Source organism: Paenibacillus vulneris (assembly GCF_039543185.1).
Taxonomy (GTDB): Bacteria; Bacillota; Bacilli; order Paenibacillales; family NBRC-103111; genus Paenibacillus_S; species Paenibacillus_S vulneris.
Genome location: NZ_BAABJG010000014.1, coordinates 307,007 through 328,913 on the forward strand (window position 1 = coordinate 307,007; position 21,907 = coordinate 328,913).

The 21,907-nt window shown below is 49.9% G+C and carries 15 protein-coding genes; 6 read left to right on the top strand and 9 right to left on the bottom strand.

The annotated features are described in order from the left end of the window. Window positions 1-63 precede the first annotated feature (63 nt). Window positions 64-621 (top strand): hypothetical protein, encoded by a 558-nt coding sequence (locus ABEA66_RS13525; RefSeq protein ID WP_345587938.1) that lies wholly within the window; start codon window positions 64-66, stop codon window positions 619-621. Between the two features lie 53 nt (window positions 622-674). On the opposite strand, the gene ABEA66_RS13530 is transcribed toward ABEA66_RS13525, so the two are convergent. Further along, the gene (locus ABEA66_RS13530) at window positions 675-1,139 is read right to left on the bottom strand and encodes a phage tail protein (RefSeq protein ID WP_192705568.1); all 465 of its coding nucleotides are present in this window, start codon (window positions 1,137-1,139) and stop codon (window positions 675-677) included. A 297-nt stretch (window positions 1,140-1,436) separates the two neighbouring features. On the opposite strand from ABEA66_RS13530, the gene ABEA66_RS13535 reads away from it, so the two are divergent. Next, window positions 1,437-1,577 carry a DUF2243 domain-containing protein gene (locus ABEA66_RS13535; protein WP_345587990.1) on the top strand — a complete coding sequence of 47 codons (141 nt, stop codon included), beginning with the start codon at window positions 1,437-1,439 and terminating at the stop codon, window positions 1,575-1,577. 280 nt (window positions 1,578-1,857) lie between these two features. On the opposite strand, the gene ABEA66_RS13540 is transcribed toward ABEA66_RS13535, so the two are convergent. From ABEA66_RS13540 to ABEA66_RS13560, 5 genes are all read right to left on the bottom strand, one after another. Then, complete coding sequence (locus ABEA66_RS13540) at window positions 1,858-3,465, bottom strand: extracellular solute-binding protein (protein WP_345587941.1); 1,608 nt, start codon at window positions 3,463-3,465, stop codon at window positions 1,858-1,860. Window positions 3,466-3,525: 60 nt separating this feature from the next. Continuing rightward, window positions 3,526-4,407 (bottom strand): carbohydrate ABC transporter permease, encoded by an 882-nt coding sequence (locus tag ABEA66_RS13545; RefSeq protein WP_345587943.1) that lies wholly within the window; start codon window positions 4,405-4,407, stop codon window positions 3,526-3,528. A gap of 19 nt (window positions 4,408-4,426) precedes the next feature. Next, the gene (locus ABEA66_RS13550) at window positions 4,427-5,410 is read right to left on the bottom strand and encodes an ABC transporter permease (protein WP_345587945.1); all 984 of its coding nucleotides are present in this window, start codon (window positions 5,408-5,410) and stop codon (window positions 4,427-4,429) included. 133 nt (window positions 5,411-5,543) lie between these two features. Beyond that, window positions 5,544-8,939 (bottom strand): COG1470 family protein, encoded by a 3,396-nt coding sequence (locus tag ABEA66_RS13555; protein WP_345587947.1) that lies wholly within the window; start codon window positions 8,937-8,939, stop codon window positions 5,544-5,546. Window positions 8,940-9,065: 126 nt separating this feature from the next. Further along, window positions 9,066-11,408: a helix-turn-helix domain-containing protein gene (locus ABEA66_RS13560; protein ID WP_345587949.1), complete on the bottom strand. Its 2,343-nt coding sequence runs from the start codon at window positions 11,406-11,408 to the stop codon at window positions 9,066-9,068. A gap of 329 nt (window positions 11,409-11,737) precedes the next feature. On the opposite strand from ABEA66_RS13560, the gene ABEA66_RS13565 reads away from it, so the two are divergent. After that, complete coding sequence (locus tag ABEA66_RS13565) at window positions 11,738-12,436, top strand: YHYH domain-containing protein (RefSeq protein WP_079911030.1); 699 nt, start codon at window positions 11,738-11,740, stop codon at window positions 12,434-12,436. Between the two features lie 123 nt (window positions 12,437-12,559). On the opposite strand, the gene ABEA66_RS13570 is transcribed toward ABEA66_RS13565, so the two are convergent. Then, window positions 12,560-16,960 (bottom strand): S-layer homology domain-containing protein, encoded by a 4,401-nt coding sequence (locus ABEA66_RS13570; protein WP_345587952.1) that lies wholly within the window; start codon window positions 16,958-16,960, stop codon window positions 12,560-12,562. An 804-nt stretch (window positions 16,961-17,764) separates the two neighbouring features. On the opposite strand from ABEA66_RS13570, the gene ABEA66_RS13575 reads away from it, so the two are divergent. The 3 genes from ABEA66_RS13575 (at window position 17,765) to rplD (ending at window position 19,313) form a co-directional block, all read left to right on the top strand. Beyond that, window positions 17,765-17,887: a hypothetical protein gene (locus ABEA66_RS13575; RefSeq protein ID WP_256865353.1), complete on the top strand. Its 123-nt coding sequence runs from the start codon at window positions 17,765-17,767 to the stop codon at window positions 17,885-17,887. Window positions 17,888-18,034: 147 nt separating this feature from the next. Beyond that, complete coding sequence (locus ABEA66_RS13580; protein WP_079911032.1) at window positions 18,035-18,298, top strand: CD3324 family protein; 264 nt, start codon at window positions 18,035-18,037, stop codon at window positions 18,296-18,298. Between the two features lie 391 nt (window positions 18,299-18,689). Then, window positions 18,690-19,313, top strand: a complete 624-nt coding sequence (gene rplD / locus ABEA66_RS13585) for a 50S ribosomal protein L4 (RefSeq protein ID WP_079911033.1) — start codon at window positions 18,690-18,692, stop codon at window positions 19,311-19,313. A 166-nt stretch (window positions 19,314-19,479) separates the two neighbouring features. Here the strand turns inward: rplD and ABEA66_RS13590 are convergent, their stop codons facing one another. Both ABEA66_RS13590 and ABEA66_RS13595 read right to left on the bottom strand, forming a co-directional pair. Further along, window positions 19,480-21,255, bottom strand: a complete 1,776-nt coding sequence (locus tag ABEA66_RS13590) for a methyl-accepting chemotaxis protein (protein WP_345587958.1) — start codon at window positions 21,253-21,255, stop codon at window positions 19,480-19,482. Window positions 21,256-21,388: 133 nt separating this feature from the next. Further along, entirely contained in the window at window positions 21,389-21,850 is a 462-nt protein-coding gene (locus ABEA66_RS13595) for a DinB family protein (protein WP_345587960.1), read from the bottom strand. Between the last annotated feature and the right edge of the window lie 57 nt (window positions 21,851-21,907).

The window sequence follows — 21,907 nt, forward strand, 5'->3', positions numbered from 1 at the left end:
CTCAGATCAAATCCATTCGGGCTGCAACCGGCAATCGACTCTTTATACTGGAGGTATGATTTTATGAAAACGATGAAATGGTTTGCTTTACTGCTTGTTCTGTCGTTTGGCCTGCTGCCCTTCGGAATCGGTGCGGGAACCGCATCGGCAAACAGTCTATCGGATTGGTATTGGACGGATAACTATCACATGTCCCCGAACAGCACGGGCTCTGCCCGCATTGTATTTAATACGACGAGTAGTCAGGCGCTGAAAGACATCATAGGCTCGACCACCAACACGACTCCGTATAAGTATGATGTTTATGCGAGTGGATGGTATGCAGGGAATGAAGTGGGCTTCGATCAATACAGCGGAGCACCAATGCCCGATATGTGGAACGACAAAAATATCAGTACATTGGTAGGCTACAACGGATTCCGATATCAGCCTCCGGTATGGATCACCACTTCCTATTATCTGTATCCCCGAGAAACCGTGAATTTTTATCAGCAATATCTCAAAAAAATCGTCAATGTCTCCTATATCGAAACCGACAGCAAAGGGAACGTCGTATATGAAGCGCGCATGGTCATGACACTCACCCATTACCAAGGACCTTCGATTCAAAGAGCATCGTAAAAATAAAACAGTCTCCTGCCCGCAAAAGGCGAGGGGACTGTTTTAGCTTACTTTTAATATTCTCCTTTAATGATAAAAAATGAGCCCCGGATAGTTCCAGCCAGCTTAGACTTCTGCCTGGCAAACTTAAACTTCCCTTCCAGCTCCTTGGGTACCTCCATCCCCTCAGAAAGCTTAAAACCAACGGCCCGCTTCTTAGGGTCATCGACCGTATACATGACATTGACCGCAAGACCATCCTCATAAAAAACGTAGGCCATTTTGATATTTTCCACTTGAAAGCGTGATGTCTCTAAAGGCTTGGCTGAAAACTCAATATCTCGTTCTTCCTTCAAAATCCGGTTCACATAATCCAGGGTCTCCTTACTTTCGCTAGCTGGTACAACCGTAAATTCATGCTTGTATTTGTTCATATAGTAACGGGCTTCATTAGCACGTAAACCGGCAAGCGCTTCTGCAACAGGTGAAGATTCTAAACCAACCGCGGACACAGTTTTGAAATCAACGATATTGGACATTATGCATTTCTCCTCTTATCTCATTTTTTTGCGGCAACAGGTTCGCTTGGGTGGAACCGCTGTTAGATCTATATAAACCTGCGTCGTTAAATCATAAAGCGGCGTCTCCTTGGTCTTTCTCCAAAAGACGAATCCAATTCAGTATCAGATTTCCATTAAGACACCATTCGGTGTCGTTTTAATTATATGACACCAAACAGTGTCGTGTCAACAGTGTTTTATTCCGTTTAGTCATTGTTAGTTATGGACGCTTTCATATGCTGGTGACGGCGATCATTTTTATTTTTACTTGAAGGCATTCTAGACCACCATATCCTGCAGATTCACCACGTTAGGCCAGGGCCTGACCAGATTTTATACGACATTTCGTATGATGCTTTTGCACTGCTGCTTTTAGGAATGGGCTGGTTTCTACTGCATCAGAGTCGCTTTCGCTGACCTTCCCTCTATCACCTTCATTGCAGATGGGTATTGATGAAATTTGCGGCCAATATTATCAGTCCCCGCTCCAACAGAAAAAAAGCAAATTCGATCAGCTGCGGCTGCTTCGGCTTTGCTATGAAAATCATTGCCTCACCCACTGGCCTTATGCATAACTAGAACACGCCGATGCAGGTCTTTTGGTGATGCGGTATCTGCTGAAAAGGGAGCATAATATACATGACAAGGGAAGGCATACATTTGCCCTCCCTTGTCATGTAATATTATTGATTGGCGCTTACTTGCCGCCCTTATCCAGATAAGCTTGAAGCTGCTTCTGCAGTTCGGCACGTACCTTTTCCAATCCAAGCGCTCGCAGCTCATTATTCAATTTAGCGGCCTGAGCTTCCCAATCCTTCATCTGTCCCGCCTTGAGCAGCTGAACAAACGGATCGGTCTTGGAGCTGATATTGGCCAGCTCGGCCTTGACATTTGTCGTATCGAAGGCGAACATCGCGAGCGGCGCCGAGTAATAGGTATCCGCCTTCGCGGAATACTCGTAGTATTTTTTTGCAGTATCATCCAGATCGGAGCTGAGTCGAATCGTCGACGGGTTCCAGGTTAATTCATAGCCCGGGAAGGTATAGTTCTTCGAATCGTCGAGCAGCTTGTACTGGTTCGTCCCGGCCGGTTCCCAGTGCTTACCCGGAATCCCCAGCTCGAACAGGTCATGGTTGTCCTGGCTGCTGTACAGCCAGTCGAAGAACTTCATCGTCCGGTCAATGTTCTTGGAGGTTGCAGGGATGGCGATGGAATTGTTCGCTTTGTAGTTCGTGCTGATCGCTTGCGGCTTCATATTGCGTATGTCCTCCTTCAGCACGAAGAACTCCAGATCTGCGCCTGCAAGCGTATCCTTCAGCTTCTTCTTGTCCGCGGCATAGCTGGATATCGTTCCATAGTAAGAGGCGGCTTTGCCTGACATGAAGTAAGCCTTCTGATCCTTTTGGCTGATGACGTCCTTCTCCAAATATTTGCTCCATTCCGCCCACTTATCATATTGAGGATACGCCGTTTTCTCCGTATTGTACGGTGCAGGCAGCTTCGCCCACTCGGAAGCCGGGTCGCCGAAGGCTACAATATTCTTCACCTGCTTGAGATCATCCGTCAGCTGGACGAAGAAGGAAAGTCCCGAGAAGCCTACGGAACCGATGGTAGGGATTTTTACAGTGCCTCCCTCGCCTGACCAGATTTCCTGAAAGCCTCCGTTGCCTTTGACGGCTAGAGGCGTCAGATCCTTGTCCGACTCCTGTACCTTCTTGTAAAAGCTCTCCAGCTCGTCATAGTTCTTGATTGGCTGCATCCCGTATTTCTCCCGCAGATCCTTGCGGATGTAGATGACCGGAAGGTCATAGAAGTACTGAGTAAACGGAATTGTGTAGAGATGGCCGTCGAACCGTTTGTTGGCTTCTACATATTCCTTGGAGAAGGCTTTCTTCAAGCCCGGATAGGCATCGTTGTTAAAATATTGGTCCAGCTGCGCATAAGCGCCCTGCGGGACTAAATCTCTCAGGTTCATAAAATCCGCATCGAACACAAAATCTACATCTTCACCGGCCGCCATCATCAGTTTGACCTTCTGCTTATGGTCGTTCATCGGATTCCACTGAATGTTCAGCTTCGTGTTCAGCGTATCCTTCGTGCGCTTCTCGAATTCATCGAAAACGACCTGCATGTCCTTCGGCTGATCGCCGAACAGCATCCCTTTAAGCGTTATAGGTGCAAGCGGAGCCGAATCACCTCCTGCCGGGGACTTATCTGCCCCCGAATCCTTACTATCGCTGCAGGCAGCCGTCGCGCCCGCCATGGCAACAGCCAGCAGGACTGCCGAAATCCGTTTGATGTTCATGTTTTGTTTCCTCCCTTTTCGTTGGACAATCTCTATACTAAACCGCTACGAGCTGCGGACTTAGCCTTTCACGGCACCCACCATCAAGCCTTTGACAAAATATTTCTGAAGAAACGGGTACAGCAAGACAATCGGACCGATCGTCACGATCGTAGTGGCAAGCCGAACGGTCAGTGTCGGTGGAATAAAATTCGGAATGTTCACGTCGGCCGATAGCTGGCTGACAAAGTCCAGATTGTTCATGATGCGCTGAATCAAATATTGCAGCGGAAATTTATGCGGGTCGTTGATATAGAGCAAGGCGTTAAACCAGCTGTTCCAGTAGCCCAGCGCATAGAACAGGCCAATCGTCGCCAGCGCAGGCAAGGAAACCGGCAGGATGATGCGAAACAGGATATGGGCATCGTTAGCGCCGTCAATTTTCGCCGATTCAGCAAGCGAGTCGTCAATGGTAGCGAAGAAGTTGCGCAGCAGGAACATATTCCAGGCGCTCATCATGCTGGGGATGATGAGCACCCAGATCGTGTCCTTCAAATGCAGGTACTTGGAGATCAGCAGATAGGAAGCGACAAGCCCGCCGTGGAACAGCATTGTAAAGTATACGAAGAAGGCGATTCCGTTCCGGTATTTCACCGATTTGACGGAGATGGCATAGGCGAGTGCGCTGGTAAACAGCATCGAGAGCAAGGTGCCGACCAGCGTCACGAATGTCGTTACTCCATAGGCCCGATAAATCGTGTCGTCTTGAAAAATGAGCTTGTAAGCCTCAAGACTGAACTCCTTAGGCCACAGCGTATAGCCGTACTTCAGAATCTCCGATTCCTTGGTGAACGAGCTGGCCAGGACCGCCAGGAACGGAACCAGGCAGTAGATGGAGAACAAGGTGATGATGACGTAGAACAATGCTTTCAGCAGCTTATCCGATAAGCTTTCTCTGATCATGATGCGCCTCTCCTTTCATTTAGAATATGGCCGATTCCGGTGCCGTCTTCTTAGCAATGTAGTTTACGGTGATGACCAGAAGGAACCCTACCACCGATTGCAGGAGGCCAACCGCCGCAGACATCCCCATATCTCCAAGGTCCATCAAGGACCGGAAGACATAGGTATCAATGACGTCGGTCGTCGGATAGAGCAGCGGATTCCGGCCGATAATGGCGAAGATCATGCCGAAGTCACCGTTAAATATGCCGCCCACTGCCAAGATGGTAAGCAGGATAACGGTCGTTTTTAACAAAGGCAGCGTAATGTAGATAATTTTTTGCCAGCGGCTCGCGCCATCCATGGAAGCGGATTCGTACACCTCCGGATTAATCCCGGCAATGGTCGCCATATACACGATGGAGCTGAAGCCCGCCCCATGCCAAATCTTCAACAGGACGAAGATCGCAGGCCAATAGGAGGGTGACGACAGGAACTGGATCGGCTCCACTCCGAATAAAGCCAGCGCCTTGTTAATAAATCCTCCGTCCGTAGCCACGAATGCTGTGATGAACATGGCGACAACCGTCCACGACAGGAAATGCGGGAAGATCATGACGGATTGCGCCGCTTTCTTAAACCATTTACCGCCAAGCTCCGTCACCATGATGGCTATGGCTACCGCCGCAAGCGTTCCGAATACAATGAACAGCACGTTCAGGAAGACGGTATTGGTCACGATCTTGACCCAATCGTTGGAGTGGAAGAAGAATTCAAAGTTTTTGAGGCCGACGAACTTGCTGCCTGTAATGCCCTTCACGGCTTTAAAATCCTGAAAGGCGATCACGATGCCCCCCATCGGGAGATAGGCGAAGATGAAAAACCAGATCATGCCGGGAAGCGCTAATAAATACATGAATTTATTTGTTCTTAATTCGAAGAAGAATGAGGCAACAGCTCCCCGCTGTTTCCTGGAGATGCCGCTGCCAAGCTGAGATTGCTCCGATATTGCGGAATGATTCATAGGTACTCCTTTCTTTCCAATCGAGATGTAATGACTTTATCTTATGTCCTCAGGGCGTTAGCGAAAAAGTTTGGATTTTACCACAACGCTATGTTTTCCGCTGATTAGAGTGTTTGAAATTGTACCACTTTCATTAATTGGTGCATTCTTCACGCAGAAGACCCGCTTCTCCGAGCTCCCGAAGACGTACATGTAACTGCCGTCCGTCTCCCTTAAGACCATGAACGTCAATAACCTGCGTCCTCCCGTCCGTTAACTGGACTCTAATCAGCTCGGGTGAGATTGCGTTGGCAGCCGCGATAACCGAGTCCCCCTCATGCGGCTCAAGCAAGGTTATGAAGTAAGCTTCCCTGCCGCTTGTACGGATGCTGATCGTCTTGCGGCGGGCCGGATCGTCACCAAGCGGGTAGTCTCCACCCAGAGTTCCCTGGAAGGCCATTGCCTCTAATCCGCTAAGGTCTATCACGGCAACGGCCGGCAGGCTCGGGTCGAGCGGCTCGAAGGGCAGCGCCTCCCTATACAGCTCACCGGCCAGATGTACTTGGCCGCCGTAATAATCCGAACCGACCCCGTGTCCAGGGTCTACATTCTCGTATCGGATCGGCAGGTCAGTCAGCGGCAGCCTTCGTCCATCCTGAAGCAGCACGCAAGGATTGCCCCAGAAGACCGTTTTACGGCTCGAGCGATCTACGCGAACCTGCAGCTTCAGCTCCCGGATCCCCTGCAGCGGGATATCCAGGCTGCGCTTACCGAGGATCCATGCTCCAAACTGTCCTTCTGCCAGCTGAACCCCATCCCCCGCTATCTCGTAGCTCAACACTTTGTTCACAGGTGCCGCCTCCGCGTACCAGCCTGTCATGAGCTCCTGCTGGGGGGGCCACAACGTATGAAGATGTAAATTCATAAGCCCCTCTTCGTTGTGCATGTTATTGCGCCCCTCACTATCGTCCCTGACAGCGTTGTAGCTATGGCTGAACCGGATCCGGGCGGGGGCATCGCACTCGTACCAGCTGCAATCTGTGATAAACTGTGCGGAGCCGTAAGGATCCTCACTCATCTGGGCCGTATGGCGGAGAAGCCGTTTCCGTGCCCCATCGATTCCTTGAAAGCCTTGATAATGGTGCAGGCAATCGAAGGTATGGGGCTCTTCCCCCTTGAGGTAATCGGCGATGACTACATAATCTTCGGTGACGGCAACAAGCCGTCTTTGAACGACCGGCTCCGAATAGGTGCCGGTATCTCCCTGCGGGCGCGGCTGAGGAGGGATTGGCACCTCCCGGCCTTCGATCAGACCGCGTTCCTGCGGGAACGCTTCAGGATATGGCGTCTGGCCGCCGTAAGGGGGGGCGCACCATCTCGCGACTGTCTCTACCGCGCATACGTTCAGCAGGGTTCCGCTATGAAACAGCAGCCGCTTGGAAGGAGCAGGCTCCTGCATCCGCTGGTCCACGACGACCATGTTGTGCGACATGGAGGCTTGCACCCACATTTTGAACATGAACGAATGATAGCCGTACCAGGAAGCAAGCGGACTATAGGCGTTCTTCCCATACCGGATCAGCCCGAGAAGTCCGGTGCGGTCGAAGTGACCGTGGTATCCGCCGTGAGAGCCGTATTTCAGCACCGCCTGAATCCGTGAAGAGGCCGAGCCTTGTCCGCCAGACCGCAGCAGGGCAAGCCCGACGTTATCAGCGATAACGGAACGTTCGTCGTGTCGGTCCTCCCCTACCGGGAGTTCTCCTGCCCCGTACACCAAATCTCTTCCCTTACCTGATCGGATGACAGCTGCATACCTCGGGTCCCTCCATACGTAATAAGCGAGATCGTACCATTTCCCCATTTGCTTTGCGGTTGAATCGTTGGCGCCGAACAGGACGCCGCGGTCGTCGATAAAAGGAAGCATGGCATCCCACACGTCTTTTATGGTTCTGTAATTACGATTGGCCGGCCCATACTTGGCAAAGGACATGCCGAGGAACGGCTTCTCGCCCGGCATCGACCAGGGTGACAGCATCGCATTGGAATGATAGGATGGCGGTATCTTCCTATCCTTGAGCCCGAGCCCCCACGGCTCGCAGGCCTGGACGACTCGAGTCATCATATCGGCGAACAGCACGACATAATTGGAGGCTCCCTCAAAGTACCAGCCGTCGTCCATGACGCCCGTCGCGACCATATCGATAAAACCGCCGGGACCGTGGATGAAGCGCCGGATCCAATGCATGTCCTGAAGGAGCAGGCTGCACAGAAGAGCTGCCGCCATGCCTCCTGACGGAATATTGTTGGTATCGCCATCCGTGATCATCCAATCCACCTTCTCGATGAACAAGCGGAAAACATGCTCCAATCGGCTCCGGTCCTCGCCGGTCCAGCAGGATTCGTTATACAGAAGATCATATACAGACACGATATCCAGCATCAGCTCGCCTTCATGAATAAGGCCCCCTGTGCTGACCTTTACTCCCCTCGGCGAAGGAAGTTCTAGCTCCTCCCGGGTAGAATAAATGTGCAGCATCGGCGCATCGGTCGCCGGATATCCGGTGATCGGATCCGCCAACCGCCGCAGAAAAAGAACGGCCTTCTCGAGAAAATCCGTTCGCCCTGTTAGCTTCCAAGCTATGCCTGCGGCGTGCAGCTTGAATCGCTGCCCAAGCTCGAAGGCAAACGGCTGCCCAGGCCCTTGGGCTTCGGGGACGACCCAATCCTTCGCGATCCGAATATAGTCATCCAGCTCCTTCTGGGCCCATGGAAAGGCTGCGGCGTTGCGCCGCACCTGCTCCCAGCCGGCTTCTGTGTGCATAATGTAGGGGTGTGCCAGTGCTCTGACGGTATATAGGGTCAGCCGCTTGGCCCAGACCGCCTTTCCTCCAGGAATGGCGACGACCGTCAACCTCTCATAGCCCCCGGGAGCGATACCGTCGTGAACGGTAACTTGCAGCGTGACCCGGCCGGTTTGCCCGGGTTCAAGAACAAGGCTCCCCGGCTCCAGCTGCGTTCGCATGGACTCGTAGCCATAGGGCTCCAGGGCCAATGTAATCGCCTGCTGCGTATTCGACTCATTGCATACGTTTAGTTCATATTGGACCTCTTCGCCCGGCTGGGCTGAACAGGATAACCGTTCGGCTGACAAGGCGATAACGCCTAAGGACTTAAGCCGAATCGACCGGATTCGGATGCCTGCTTCCGCTTCCCCGCCGCCGTTCACAGTTCTAGCTTCGATTCCAAGCTTGCGGATCATGCGCCAGAACGCCGGCGCCGCGTGCTTATAGTCAAATTGGCTGAAGGCCGTCTCTACCTCCGTCCAGCCGTTCCCCGTAAGATGCACCGTCGCCGCTGTGACGGGAATATATTCAGGCCGTCCGATCCTTTGCGGATAGACGCGGAGCGTAAGCTCCATGACCGATCCCTCCGGCACCCAAATCTCCAGCCCAACGGCTTCAAAAGCCCTCCAATCGGAGGGGTGCCCCAGATCCCACACCCGTTCCGCCCCTTGCTCGAGCAGGGCTACCTCGTTGATAAATTGTCGCATCTCCAACTTCCTCTCTAATACAAAATGAGCCCGAGAACCCAGTGTAGCTTAAGTTCTCAGGCTTTGTTACTTGAGGATTTGCCGATTTCAACGATTTATACCGATGCGGCTCTATACATTTTCACACTATGTTTGATTAATAACGGGGATAGAGGGTTGTTCTTCCTTATGACCGAACTTATGCTGTTTACGGTAATGATCCGGCGTCTTGCCGCAATGCTTTTTGAAGGAGACGTAGAAGTAATTGGTGTTCTCGAACCCGACAATCTCCCCGATTTTATTGGCGGGCAAATCCGTATCCACCAGCAGCTCCATGGCTTTGGAGAAGCGGTACTCACTTAAATAGACGGTAATCGACTTGCCGACCATTTCCTTAAATACTTTGCGCATGTAGTTCATAGACAGCCCTCCGACCTCCGCCAGCGACTCGACCGTCAGATTCGGATCGGAGTAATGCTCCTGAATATGCTGAATAACCCGGTCCACCACCCATTTGTTTTTCTGTGCTGCTTCACGGTCGCGCACGCGAACCGCTCTCTCGCATTGACTCAGGTACCATCGCTCGATTTCATCCATTGTCTCCATGTGCCCAAGCTGGCTGCTGAGCTCGCCGATGTCCATCCGCACATCGTCCGGGGACGAACCTCCCATGGTCTTCACCGTTCTGGCGGTAGCAATGAGCAGCTGCGTGAGCGCCAGCATCATCTCGTCATAGGGGGCTTTGCTTACGGAGGCCATAAATTCATGAGCCGCGGCGGCAATCTTCCCTGGATCCCCGAGCTTGAGCTTATCGGTCATCTGCTTCTCCAGCACCGCCACCTGGCTGTCCGGCAGCGGCTCCCTGGAAGCTTCCACATCTGCCCCGATCAGAGCGCCTCTACCGAGGACAAGCTTGTACCGGGAGGCATTATAAGCGATTTCCCAGGAGGTTTTGATTCCAGTCATACCGGGGACTTCAGGCCCGATCGCCGCACTGACGGACAGCTTCAGGAATAGACTTACGTTCTGCTGAATTTCCCGCAGCGCCTGGATGACGGCTTGCTCCAGCTCGGCCATATTCTCCGGCACGTTGATCATCATGGCCACACCGTCGTCTCCATTATCGAAGCATGCGAGATGTAAGTGATGTGCCCCTCCGACCTCGAAAGCGATATTCGCAACAGCATACTTGAACAGAGCAATATCCGCCGGATGGTATCTCGCTCTAAGCTCCCGGTAGCCGTCCAGCCGAATGGCGCAGACGAGAAAGCCGGGATAGTCGAACCTGATGCCTACATGAGCCAGCTTTCTTCTTACCTCCGCATCGTTGGTCCAACCGCCTGTGGTGAGGAGCCGCAGTACTTCCGCCCGCTTGGCGGACTGGTAATCGGCGATACTGAGCTGCAAATCCTGAATCCGATCCTCCAGATAGGAAAAGGCTCCCCCCAGCAAGTCGAGCTCGGACACAGGCTGCCGCTCCCGGGCACCGACCGGTGAGTTGCGGATGCTCTGGATTAGCCGGTGAATCGGTCCGTAGATCAGTCTGGTGAAGAAACCCCCAAGCAGCAGGACAAGCAGCAGCATGCAAGCGGTAACGGTCAAGAGGAACCTTTTTACTTCATTGACCTTGCCCAGCAGCTGTTCGTAATCGACCAAGCCGATGAAGGTCCACCCGAGGCTGTCTGACTTGATGTAGGAAATGTGATATTTGCGGCCATTCGAATCCATTTCAAGCGTACCTTTTGTTGAGCCTGACCCATTGATCTTTTGCACGAAATTTTCCTGTGACAGGTTGGCGTTGATCATCTGGTCATTCGTATGAGAGATCACGATGCCGTGTTTGTTAATGATCATCGATTGAAATGAGCTGCTCCCCGCCCCATTCATCACCATGCTTTGGAGCATCTTCTGATCCAGGTTAATAATCATGGCGCCGTTATTGACATGTCCAATCGCGCTTACATAGATCAGGGAGATCACGTTAAGGTCGTAGCTCTTGCCATAAATGGAATAATGAATATGACGGGGATAAAATACACCGGACCTGAAGGGCTGAACCTCATCCAGCAGTCCGAGGGCATCGGGATCGTAGAATTCACCGTACGACTTCATTGTCGTCAAGGAAGAGAAGGCCAGCTTACGCGAATGATTCAACAAATAGATGGATTGGATCAGCGGGTTGGTGCTGCTAAGCTCATACAGCTTGTTCCCTATTTGACCCAAGGTAGGTGTATCGAACTCCTGGTTATAAAATCCTCTCTGAACCTCCGCATTGTTGAAAGCGGTTCCGTAATTTTCGAAGGTCGAGCTAAGCAAAATGCTGGCCGTGTTGAACGATTGCTCGATGGCCCGATCCGTAGAATGATTGATTTCCTGGGACAGATCGGAGGATACCTTGGCGGAAATAATAAAGGTGAGCCCGGCCATGACGAGCAGACCGACCAGCACATAAGATAAAATCATTCGGATCAGCATACTTTTATTTTTCACAAAAGCCCGAACGCTTCCTATGATGATCCCCCCTTACAACTTGTCATGCAGAAAAGAGACGTCTGGTCGAGGCGCAAATACGTCTCTCCCCAATGTAACAGAAGCATGGCTTCGGAACTATGCGGTTTTTTAACAAATAAGTGCGCTTTTTTAAGAAGTGGGATGAAGCCTAGTATTATAACCTCAAATACAATGATTCGCCGCCGGAAATGTTGTTCGATATAGTCATACTTGTCATCAAATGATGATAAAGTCGAAAAAATAATTGCTGTAATTTAATTCCCATGGTAATATCTACTAGGTATTTTGAAGCATACTAGGAGGTTACCATGGTTCTCAAAAAGACAATTCTTACTATTGCACTACTTAGCCTATCTTTTGCATCCATATCAAGTGCTCATCCGGGAAGGACTGATTCTAAAGGGGGTCATACTTGCTGGACTAATTGTGCAAAATGGGGCTTAAAGGATGGCGAGTATCACTATCATAAGGGTGGTGGCTTTTTCATAGGCGCAGATATCCCACCAGATGAACCTGCACCCTCCACATCTGATGTTGAAGAAACTATTCCTTATGGGCATGTTAAAGTTACTCTTCCGACATTTAAGGTTTATATTAACTATAAAACGGGAGCCTCGGACGCTCAAAACGCTACTTTAGAATACCCATTTTTTTTGTATAATGATATCATCTACGCACCGTTGAATTATGATATGTGTTCAACTCTTACGATTGAAAGCACTTGGTCAAATGAAGTGGGCTTATCATTAAGAAAAACGGACACAGAGATTGGGGAGGGCGTGCGTTTCCAACGTAGTAAGCCATCCTCTGCTCGGCCTGCAAACATGTATGCACACCTTCCGACATTCAATATTTTTGTCAACGATGAATGGGTGGATAATGCGAATGAAGAATATCCATTTTTAGTTTATAATGATGTAACATACTATCCAATGACTTGGAATTTTAATAGTAAATTGGGTCTGACCACTGGATTAAAAGACAATAGGTTCGATATTTTTAAGTAGAATAAGGGCTGCCATCGGCAGTTTTTTTATTTTCCAAGTGAAATCTGAGTTAGGACCAGACCAGTCAAAAAAAATGAGATCCGCTCTTTGTCTCGAAAGAACGGATCTTCACAATTTGGCTGATTATGATGCTTCTTCGATATCAGGGAAGGCCCAAAAATCGGGGAGCACGTCAGACCATGTTGGAACGGAAACATTTGACTGCGGTATTCTATGCAAAATACGGTTGATGATCACAACGGCCTCCGCCCGGCTTAAAGACCGATCTGGGGCAAATGAACCGTCTTCGTAACCGGTCATAATCCCTTTCTTGTACACTGCCTCAATTTGCCCGCTGGCCCAGTGTCCCGCCGTATCCTTAAAGGAAGGCTTCGACGGGTTATTGTCCAATTTCAGCCATTTCCCTATAATCGAAGTCATTTCAGCGCGAGTGATCGGGGCGTTCGGTCTGAACGTTTGGTCGGGATAACCTGACAATAAGCCCGCTGCCTGGCCCCATCGAATGGAATCAGCGGCCCAGTAGTTCGGATCGACATCGGTAAAATCTGACGCTGCCTGCTTCTTCTCGACAGACTTCTGCAACAAGCGGGTTAACATAACGCTCATTTCCGCTCTGGTCACTGGTTCATTCGGTCTGAATGTGCCGTCAGGATAGCCGAGTATATAAGGATCGTGTTGCAGCGATTCCTTTTTTATCGAAACGATTGTAAACGTACTGAATTGGTTGATTTGAATTTGTATGCCTGAGGGATCGCCGTTCATATCGAAAACGATCTCTCCCCGCTGCAACTCCTTCTCGCCGTTCGAGTGTTCCACATAGACGCTCAAGGTTTGCAAGAAAGGCTTTCTTTGAACCGAATCGGCCGGAATGGCAGCCCGGTCAATCGGAAAAGCGACCTTCACCGGAGCTTTAGGCAAATTCGTTTCAATGGTCACCGGCGTACCAAGCACCTCAACGTCTCCTGCTTTGGCCACATTGCGGATTTCATCCGCATTTGCGATTCTTTCTCTCACAGCCTGCCGTTCATCGTCTTTTTTGATCGGGGCTACACGAAGGTAGTAGTCCTGATTTCCGGGGAGGCCTTTGATCGCATCGTTCGGAATGATGACCGTTGCATCTTCCGTTTTCATTTCCAGAGTTAACGACCGTTCTGCCAAAATAGATATGGAACGGGCCGGCAATACAATATTCACCGTATCCGCCGGATCTTCCGGCAAGCCATCGATGACGACCCTCATCGTATTTTGTCCGGATTGCATGCTTGCTACGACTTCTTCCATCTCTTTGTCGTTCATAATCACTTGGTCGGCTTTTTGCTGTCCGACCCAGATTCTTGTTATTTCAAACCGCTCAATGATTGGTGAGGTTCCCACTTCAACCTTCGCATGCCGGGTGTCGGTCTTAGTCCTCGTACCTGTTGATCTGTTGCTTTTGCTGTAAACGGTGACTTGCGTTTGGGCTTTCAATCCTCCATAGGTTGCTTCCAACACACCGGTTCCGACGGCTCTTCCCGTCATTTTGCCGGTTTCCGATATGGTGGTGATTTCGTTCGAAAGCGAGAATTCGGAGAGTAAGGTAATCTCGGTAGTCGAACCGTCAGAGAAGGCAGCATTCACCGCCGTTTGCTGATCCATGTTGATTTCAACCCAATAAGCCGGTTCTGCAAAAGAAATGCCTTTGAGCGCAGGGTCTACCGTTACCGTCGCGTTGGCCTTGTTATTGTCATAGACTGCCGTCACAACCGTTTGACCGTATTTCAGAGCCTTCCATTTACCGGTAGACGATAATCCGACAATTTCCGGATCTGCAATTTGAATGGTCCCTTGTTTCGTAACATCGATTTCTTGATGGTCCGAATATCCGATAATAAGCTGGAATGCCGCCTCGTTCCCTTCGACTAACGAATAGGTCACGGAATTAAAACGCAGTCCTGTCGGCTTCGGAATTACCGTCACCGTCCGCACTTTCTCTTGGGCCCGGTTTCCGGCCAGATCGGTTACGCTGTAGTGTATTGGATACGTTCCGGCTTTGCCGGTATCCACCAAACCGGTAACGGTTAACGGAGAAATGCCGGAAAGCGAATCCGATGCCAGAGCTCCCTTTTCAACATAATCATCGCCCAAGTACAAAGTAATCGTTTCATCCCCGACCAAGGTCAAAACCGGCGCCGTTTTATCAATCTTGATTTCGGCGGAAATCGGTTCACTGACACTGTCCGAGCCTGCGGCTCTGGCATACACAGCCGTTATCCCTTCTTGTTCGACGACGACCGGCGCGGTGTAATCCGTCCATTCCCCGGACTCTCCGATCTTGTACTGCACCCGGCTGCCGGAGTCGCTGTACACTGTTGCCGTTACGCTTTGATTCGTCCAGCCTGTATGGCTTACCGTAACCGTCAGATGGTTGCTGATAAGGATCCCCTGCGTAGCTCCGATATGGTTCAGCGTCAGATCTGCCGGATTGCCCGCCGTATCGTTAATGGTCGCACCGGCTGCGTCAATGGCGGTAGATACCAGCTGTATGCCATCAGTGTCTTGATCCTGAACCCTTACTTGATAACGGAACACCAGCTCGTTCGAATCAAGCGAACTTTCGTAAACGGCTTTGACGTTCGTGTCGCCCACCTTGAGTCCAATCGTCGGAGCTGTACCCGACGTCATATTCACGACAACCGGCTCGCTCATCTTCACAATAAAGGTGAGGTACATTCCCGCTTTGTACGTCCCGTTCGCCGGTACGCTGACCGAGGTTACTACCGGAGTTGCCGTATCCACCAGCACTGCCGCCGTGCTGCCCACGCTGTTCAGCGTCAGGCTCGCGTTGTTGCCTGCGCTATCCCGCAGTGTGCCGCCATTTACACTCAGCGCGGCGCCTACAGAGATCCCATCTGCGTCGTTGTCTCCGTTCTGCACCGTATAGCGGAACACCAGCGCGCTCGTCCCCGAACCGGACACGTATGAAGCATTTACTCCCGTCGATCCGACCGTCAGCGGCAGCTGCGGCGTGCCTCCCGTTGTGTCTACTGTCACGTTTTCACCGAAGTTCACGGTGAATTCGAGGTTGTCTCCCGCTTTGTATGCTCCGTTTGCCGGTACGCTGACCGAGGTTACTGCCGGGGCCGCCGTATCCACCAACACTGCCGCCGTGCTGCCCACGCCGTTCAAAGTCAGGCTCGCGTTGTTGCCCACGCCGTCCCGCAGCGTACTTCCGTTTGCGTTCAGGGCGGCACCTACGGAGATCCCATCTGCGTCGTTGTCTCCGTTCTGCACTGTGTAGCGGAACACCAGCGCGCTCGTCCCCGAACCGGATACGTAAGGAGCGTTTCCCCCCGTCGATCCGATCGTCAGCGGCAGCTGCGGCGTGCCTCCTGCCGTATCCACCGTCACGTTATCGTCGAAGTTCACGGTGAAGTCGAGATTGTCTCCCGCTTTGTACGTCCCGTTCGCCGGTACGTTCACGCTCCCAATCGTTGGAGCCGCGGCGTCTACTAATACTGCCGCCGTGCTGTCTATGCCGTTCAACGTCAGGATAGCGTCGTTGCCCACGCCGTCCCGCAGCATGCCGCCGTTTGCATTCAGGTCGGTGCCTACGGCGATCCCGTTCGCATCGTTGTCACCGCTCTGCACCGTGTAATGGAACGCCAATGCGTTTGTTCCTGAGCCGGAGACGTACAGGGCTTTCACTGCCGTCGATCCGATCGTCAGCGGCAAATACGGCGTACCTCCCGTCGTATTTACTATTACGTTTTCGCTGAAGTTCACTATGAAACCCAGTGTCTCCCCTGCTTTGTACGTTCCGCCCGCAGGCACTCCTACGTTCGTAACAACGGGTGGAATGGCTTCGACTAATACCGCCGTCGTGATGCCTATATTGCTCAGAGCCAGGTCCGCATCGTTGCCCGTGCTGTCCTGTAGTGTGCCGCCGTTTGCATTCATTGAGGTGCCTACGGCGATTCCATTAAAATCCTGATCCCCGCTTTGCACTGTGTAGCGAAACAGCAGCGCACTCGTCCCCGAACCGGATACGTAATGGGCATTCACATCCGTTGATCCGATCCTCAGCGGCAGCTGCGGTGTGCCTCCTGCCGTATCTACCGTCACGTTTTCGCCGAAGTTCACCGTGAAGTCGAGGTTGTCTCCCGTTTTGTAAGTCCCGTTCGATGGTACGCTGACTGAAGTTACCGTTGGCCTCACCGTGTCGACGGAATAAATGTTTGATTGGGTGTACCCGGTCCCCGCGTTGCCACTGCTATCAGTCACTAGCGCATTGTTGAGCGTGATAATATTGCTGTCGTCTTCAACGTCTACGAAAGGTATCAAGGTTGCGGTATAGGCGATGTTGTTAGCAGTCGCGAGGCTGGTTAGCGTGCCGTTCTCCACTATCATGTCAGATAGAGTAAAACCGGTCACCGCTTCTGAGAAGGTGATCGTCACCGGCGAGGTATCACCGATACCCAGATCATTGTTAATCACTGTAATGTTGGCTGTTAGAGGGGCGGCAAACGCTTTGTCGATCAGGAACAAAGGTATCCCCCCTAAGATGACTAAACCTAAAAATAACTTCCATACTCTACTCGCCGGATTCATATCCTTGTTCCCTCTCTCAATTTCGATCTTCTTTTGCTATTAGCCGTAACGTACCTGCCTTTCCGGATGACAGCAAAGGAGAAGCCATATCTTTATTTTCGGTATTTTTTGACATGGTAATAATAGTTTAATAGTTCTATCCCGCACCCAAAATCCCCTGTTACACTCTTCTGTAAAAAAACGAACTGAATTTTATATAAATGTCACTAATTTGACAAAATTTACTTCCCTAATCAACTTTGATCATTGCTATTCTACTCCGTCTATTCAACGAATCGGGGCATACCATATCCCGATTTTTTTCAATAAATCTCGCCGCTCCTCAGTAAGCACAAGCACGAGAGAACCACGATCCCGCTCCGATCGAATCAGCCTGCCGCCCGCTTGCAGCACCTTGTTCTAATGCAAAGTTGAAATGTAAAATTTGGTATGCTAGAATGATACCTAATATACGAGGGGAGCTGACTAGAATAATGTAATATTTCTTGCTGATTTTACGATTGATAAAACAATAGCTGTTTTATTCTTTGTTAAGCAAGAAAGTTAATTACTTATTCTCTTCAACTCAAATAATGATATCTATTCCATTAAGGGGCTAGATTCTAGCATTTGTTTATTTGAGCTACAAGAAAGGTAACTTTCTTGTGGCTCTTTGTTTTTTGGAGGATTATAGATGTCACCATCCATTTCGTGAAACGGTAATGTAACTCGATGCTTTTTTAGCTTAGGAGGTTGAGATAGATGTTTGAAGTTGTAAATATTCATGTGAACCGTTCATTGTCCGTGGGTTCGGTTCACGATCAAACTAAGCGGATGCCGAAGCAATATCCTTCTATCGATAGACATATGTATATAGGAGAGTGAATAATGTCTCATAATAACTTTACAATAACCCATGTTCCATTCCATGCAAAGACAGTTATTTGGTGATATTTGCATGGAATAACATCATCACCAATCATGCTGGCTTTGCTACTTGAGACACTATATTTAATCAAGGAGTGAGTCTTCATGAAATATATCAACGCTAATGTTATTCTCCCGAAAGAATTAGTTGAACAGTTGCAAAATTTTGTACAAGGTGAGTACATCTACATTCCAGCAATAAAAGATCAGCATAAAAATTGGGGAGAATTATCCGGTTATCGAGATGAGATTGATAGGCGAAATAGTGAAATAATACTAGAATATGCATCAGGCACTTCGATTCAAGAACTTGCAGAATCTTACTGCCTTTCTGTTTATGCTATCAGAAAAATAATTTATAACCAATAACCTTACGCAGGCCATCCTTTCTGTTAATTGTATATGCAGGCTCTTGCCATCGACATGCCCATACCATAGGGCTGCGGTGGCTTTTTTTGCTTTATCAACGAATATCCACCCCCTTAGACTCTGATAATGGACGAAAATGCTTCTAATCTGACAAGTGATACCAAACAACACAGAACCATTTTGTATATAGTTTAAGTGATTCCTATCTGCTACCTTTATAACTAAGGGTTCTTCTATAAGGTTGTAAAACATAGGACAAACGGAGGTTTCAGTAATGGATGCTATTGTAAATATACTAAGAACACCAATCCAACAAGCTTCTAATAAAATGAAGTTTTACTGTGATGTAGGTACCTATATCATGGAAGTTTAGGATCTGGAGGAGAGAGTATTGTTGAATGTCACCATTTTTAATATGGAAGGTATTGCTGTTGGCGAAATGGAGCTTGAAGAATCCATTTTCGGTATTATTCCCAACGAATCGGTTATGCATGATGCAGTTATAAACTATCTGGCAAATAAACGCAGTGGAACACAGTCTGCTTTAACACGCGGGGAAGTTAGAGGCGGCGGGAGAAAACCATATAAGCAGAATAAAATTGATAAATCTAGAGCGGGTTCGATTCGCATGCCACATTGGCGTGGCGGAGGAGTTGTGTTTGCTCCTAAACCTCGTGACTACAGCTACAAACTCAATAAAAAGGTTAAGCGGCTTGCTATAAAATCTGCATTGTCTAGCAAAGTACAGAACAAAGAATTCATTGTCATCGACGAGATCAAGTTAGAAAATTACAGGACTAAGAGTATAGTAGCTATGCTTAAAGCTTTTGGGGCAGCTAGAAAGGTGCTGATTGTTACACCATCGTTAGATAACTTTGTTTTTAAAAGCGCTAGTAATATACCTGGTGTAGAAACCGCTGTAGCTGATTCCATAAATGTATACAATGTTCTGAATTGCGATCAATTCATAATCTCTAAAGAAGCAGTCACAATGATAACGGAAATGTACTCGTAATGAAGGAATGTTTTTCCCTACCCCATCGGGAATGAGATACAAGCCATGCACCGTAATCAATACGGGAGTATGGCTTGTCTTTGTTCGTCCGCTTATTTCCCACCGGACGATGGGATGGAGCAAGAGGCGCTAGAGATCTCTGTCGGTTTCCTCACAGTTGCCGTTCCTAAAGCTTGAACTGCTTTACGTGCAGAAGCATTTCTTCGGATATGCGGCTCATCGAGTCCGCCGATGCATAGATTTCTTCCATGGCTGCGAGCTGTCCGGCCGTGGCGGTAGAAATTGTCTGTGCCAGATCGTTGGACCGAACGGCCATGTGATCGATCTCCTGCAGGGAAGCATTGAACTCCTGGGAGCTTGCGGATATTTGCTCGGCCGCAGTAGAAGTTTCTTGTACGTGATACACGGCGCTGCGTGTTGCCACCAGAATTCTTTGGAATGCCTCCCCCGAAAGCCGAATGGAATCAACGCCAGCCTGCACCTCCTGCTCGCCTTGGTCCATAGCAGTGGCGGCTTTATTAATATCTGCGAGAATTGCTTGAATCAGCTCAGCGACCTCCATTGCGGACGTCCTGGAGCGCTCCGCCAGCTTTCTGATCTCATTTGCAACAACGGTAAATCCTTTGCCCTCCTCTCCAGCCCGTGCAGCCTCGATCGCTGCATTCAACGCGAGCAGATTGGTTTGCGACGAAATGGTCGTCATTGCATTAATGATCTCACCGATCTGATGCGACCGCTTATTCAGCTGTTTGACGATCAGTGAGAGGTCTCCCACCGTTGTGGATACGGCAAGCATTTGCTCCACAGACTGTGTGATCAGCCTGTTTCCATGTTCGGCATGATTCAAGGTAACCTGCGAAGCCTCAAAGGCTGTCGATGAGGTGGATGCGATTCGCTGTGCGCTGGCTGAGAGCTCCTCCATGGCGTAGGTGCTCTCCTGCAGGCTTCCTTTTTGCGTTTCATTGCTCAAGGCCACTTCTTGTGCGGATATGGAGATTTGGTCTGTAGCCGATACCGTCTCCCCAAAAATGGCGGACAAGTTGCGGGAGGTTGATGAGAGGGCATCAGCATGAGATAGCAGCCCCTGCGTCATCTCCCTAAGTCGGCTGTGCATGGTCTGAAAGGAGGCGTACAAGTCACCAATTTCATCCCGGCTATGTATGGCAATCGCTTCTTGTGATAAGTCGCCTGCAGCGACCAGTTTAGCCTGCTGCGTCAACTGAACAAGCGGCCTGGTAAGACGAATTGCAAGCAGGACAACGATAAACCCGCCGACAGCAACACAGCCCAGCAGCGAATACACTGTGCCCTGCACAATATGTTGCTGCCCTGCGTTGTAATCCTTGATATAGGAGCCGGCAACGATCGTCCATCCCCAGTTTGGTTCTCTTAACGAATAGGCAATTTTCATAGCGTCTGTTTCCGAGTCTGGCAGCGGCCATCTGTATACGGTAACTCCGCCGCCCGACTGCTGCCCCTTCTGGAGCATATCCCGGATATGATAAAAGCCGTCACTTGTCTGCTTGTCCCAAAAGCTCTCCCCTTCTTGTGTAGGGTGGGCAACCAGATCACCCTGGTCGTTCAGAACAAAAAAATACCCATGCTCGCCAATATCTATATTTGTATTGATTGTTCGTGTACCGTCCGGCTGCTTTGGCCCGAGAAGCAGCTGCTTCATCTTCTCCTGCGCCTCTTCCTTGCTTAATGCGCCTTTCTTGGTAGCATCCTCGAACGAAACGATAAGCTCTGCAGCCATATGAACCGTGTTTCGAAGATTGGTCTCCATCTGTAGGTCGCTTTCACGGGCTGAAACCCAGATGCTGATGCTTCCTATTAGCAATGCCGGAATGATCAGGATTGCGAATGAGATGACCAGCAATTTATTCCGGATGGTGAACCGCCATTGTCTTGTATTTGGTTTTATCTTTGTTTTTGTTTTCATGATTATCCCCCTGTATAGCTCGTTATAGACCCTGCCCCAAATGCAGAATATCGTGTTCCAGATGAAATCGGATGATCAAAAACAGCAGTTCAAAGTACCCTTTGAACTGCTGTCATGGAGCCGAATCGGAAGATTATTTCAACGTCTTCAGCATAGCTGAAACAAAGCCGATATGATCGGTTACATGCAGTACCGTGGAGACAATCAGTTCGCCAAACGTCTCGGCCTTCAAAAAGTTTTCTTTTACCGGCATGTCCAGCTTGCTCTCCAGCAACTCCCGAATTTCATCCGGCTGCCTCCTCAATTGGTCAATCAGCACATCCCATGCAGGCGGTTCGCTCTGCCAGTCTGCGGGCTTCGTTCCGTAGGCGAAAAAATCCTGGTAATTTGCAGGAAGCTTCTTATTCAGTGCGAATTCCGAAAGGCCGAATACATGGAACTCTGTCACAGTAAGCACATGACCTATATGCCAATGAATGCTGTTCTTGAAGCCTTCCGGCATTAGATTACGTTTGTCCTCCGGACATTGGGCAGCCAGCTCTACCAATTGATGGTGACGATTCTTCAAAATGTCGAAAATAAAATCTATTCTCATGCTCCATACCTCCTCATAATGGTTAACCTGAGATGTGGTCATCCACATCTGCCAAGC

Coding starts and splice junctions, on each gene's coding strand:
- ABEA66_RS13525 (WP_345587938.1), top strand. CDS start 64: ATGAAAACGATGAAATGGTTTGCTTTACTGCTTGTTCTGTCGTTTGGC.
- ABEA66_RS13530 (WP_192705568.1), bottom strand. CDS start 1,139: ATGTCCAATATCGTTGATTTCAAAACTGTGTCCGCGGTTGGTTTAGAA.
- ABEA66_RS13540 (WP_345587941.1), bottom strand. CDS start 3,465: ATGAACATCAAACGGATTTCGGCAGTCCTGCTGGCTGTTGCCATGGCG.
- ABEA66_RS13545 (WP_345587943.1), bottom strand. CDS start 4,407: ATGATCAGAGAAAGCTTATCGGATAAGCTGCTGAAAGCATTGTTCTAC.
- ABEA66_RS13550 (WP_345587945.1), bottom strand. CDS start 5,410: ATGAATCATTCCGCAATATCGGAGCAATCTCAGCTTGGCAGCGGCATC.
- ABEA66_RS13555 (WP_345587947.1), bottom strand. CDS start 8,939: ATGCGACAATTTATCAACGAGGTAGCCCTGCTCGAGCAAGGGGCGGAA.
- ABEA66_RS13565 (WP_079911030.1), top strand. CDS start 11,738: ATGGTTCTCAAAAAGACAATTCTTACTATTGCACTACTTAGCCTATCT.
- ABEA66_RS13575 (WP_256865353.1), top strand. CDS start 17,765: ATGTTTGAAGTTGTAAATATTCATGTGAACCGTTCATTGTCCGTGGGT.
- ABEA66_RS13580 (WP_079911032.1), top strand. CDS start 18,035: ATGAAATATATCAACGCTAATGTTATTCTCCCGAAAGAATTAGTTGAA.
- ABEA66_RS13590 (WP_345587958.1), bottom strand. CDS start 21,255: ATGAAAACAAAAACAAAGATAAAACCAAATACAAGACAATGGCGGTTC.
- ABEA66_RS13595 (WP_345587960.1), bottom strand. CDS start 21,850: ATGAGAATAGATTTTATTTTCGACATTTTGAAGAATCGTCACCATCAA.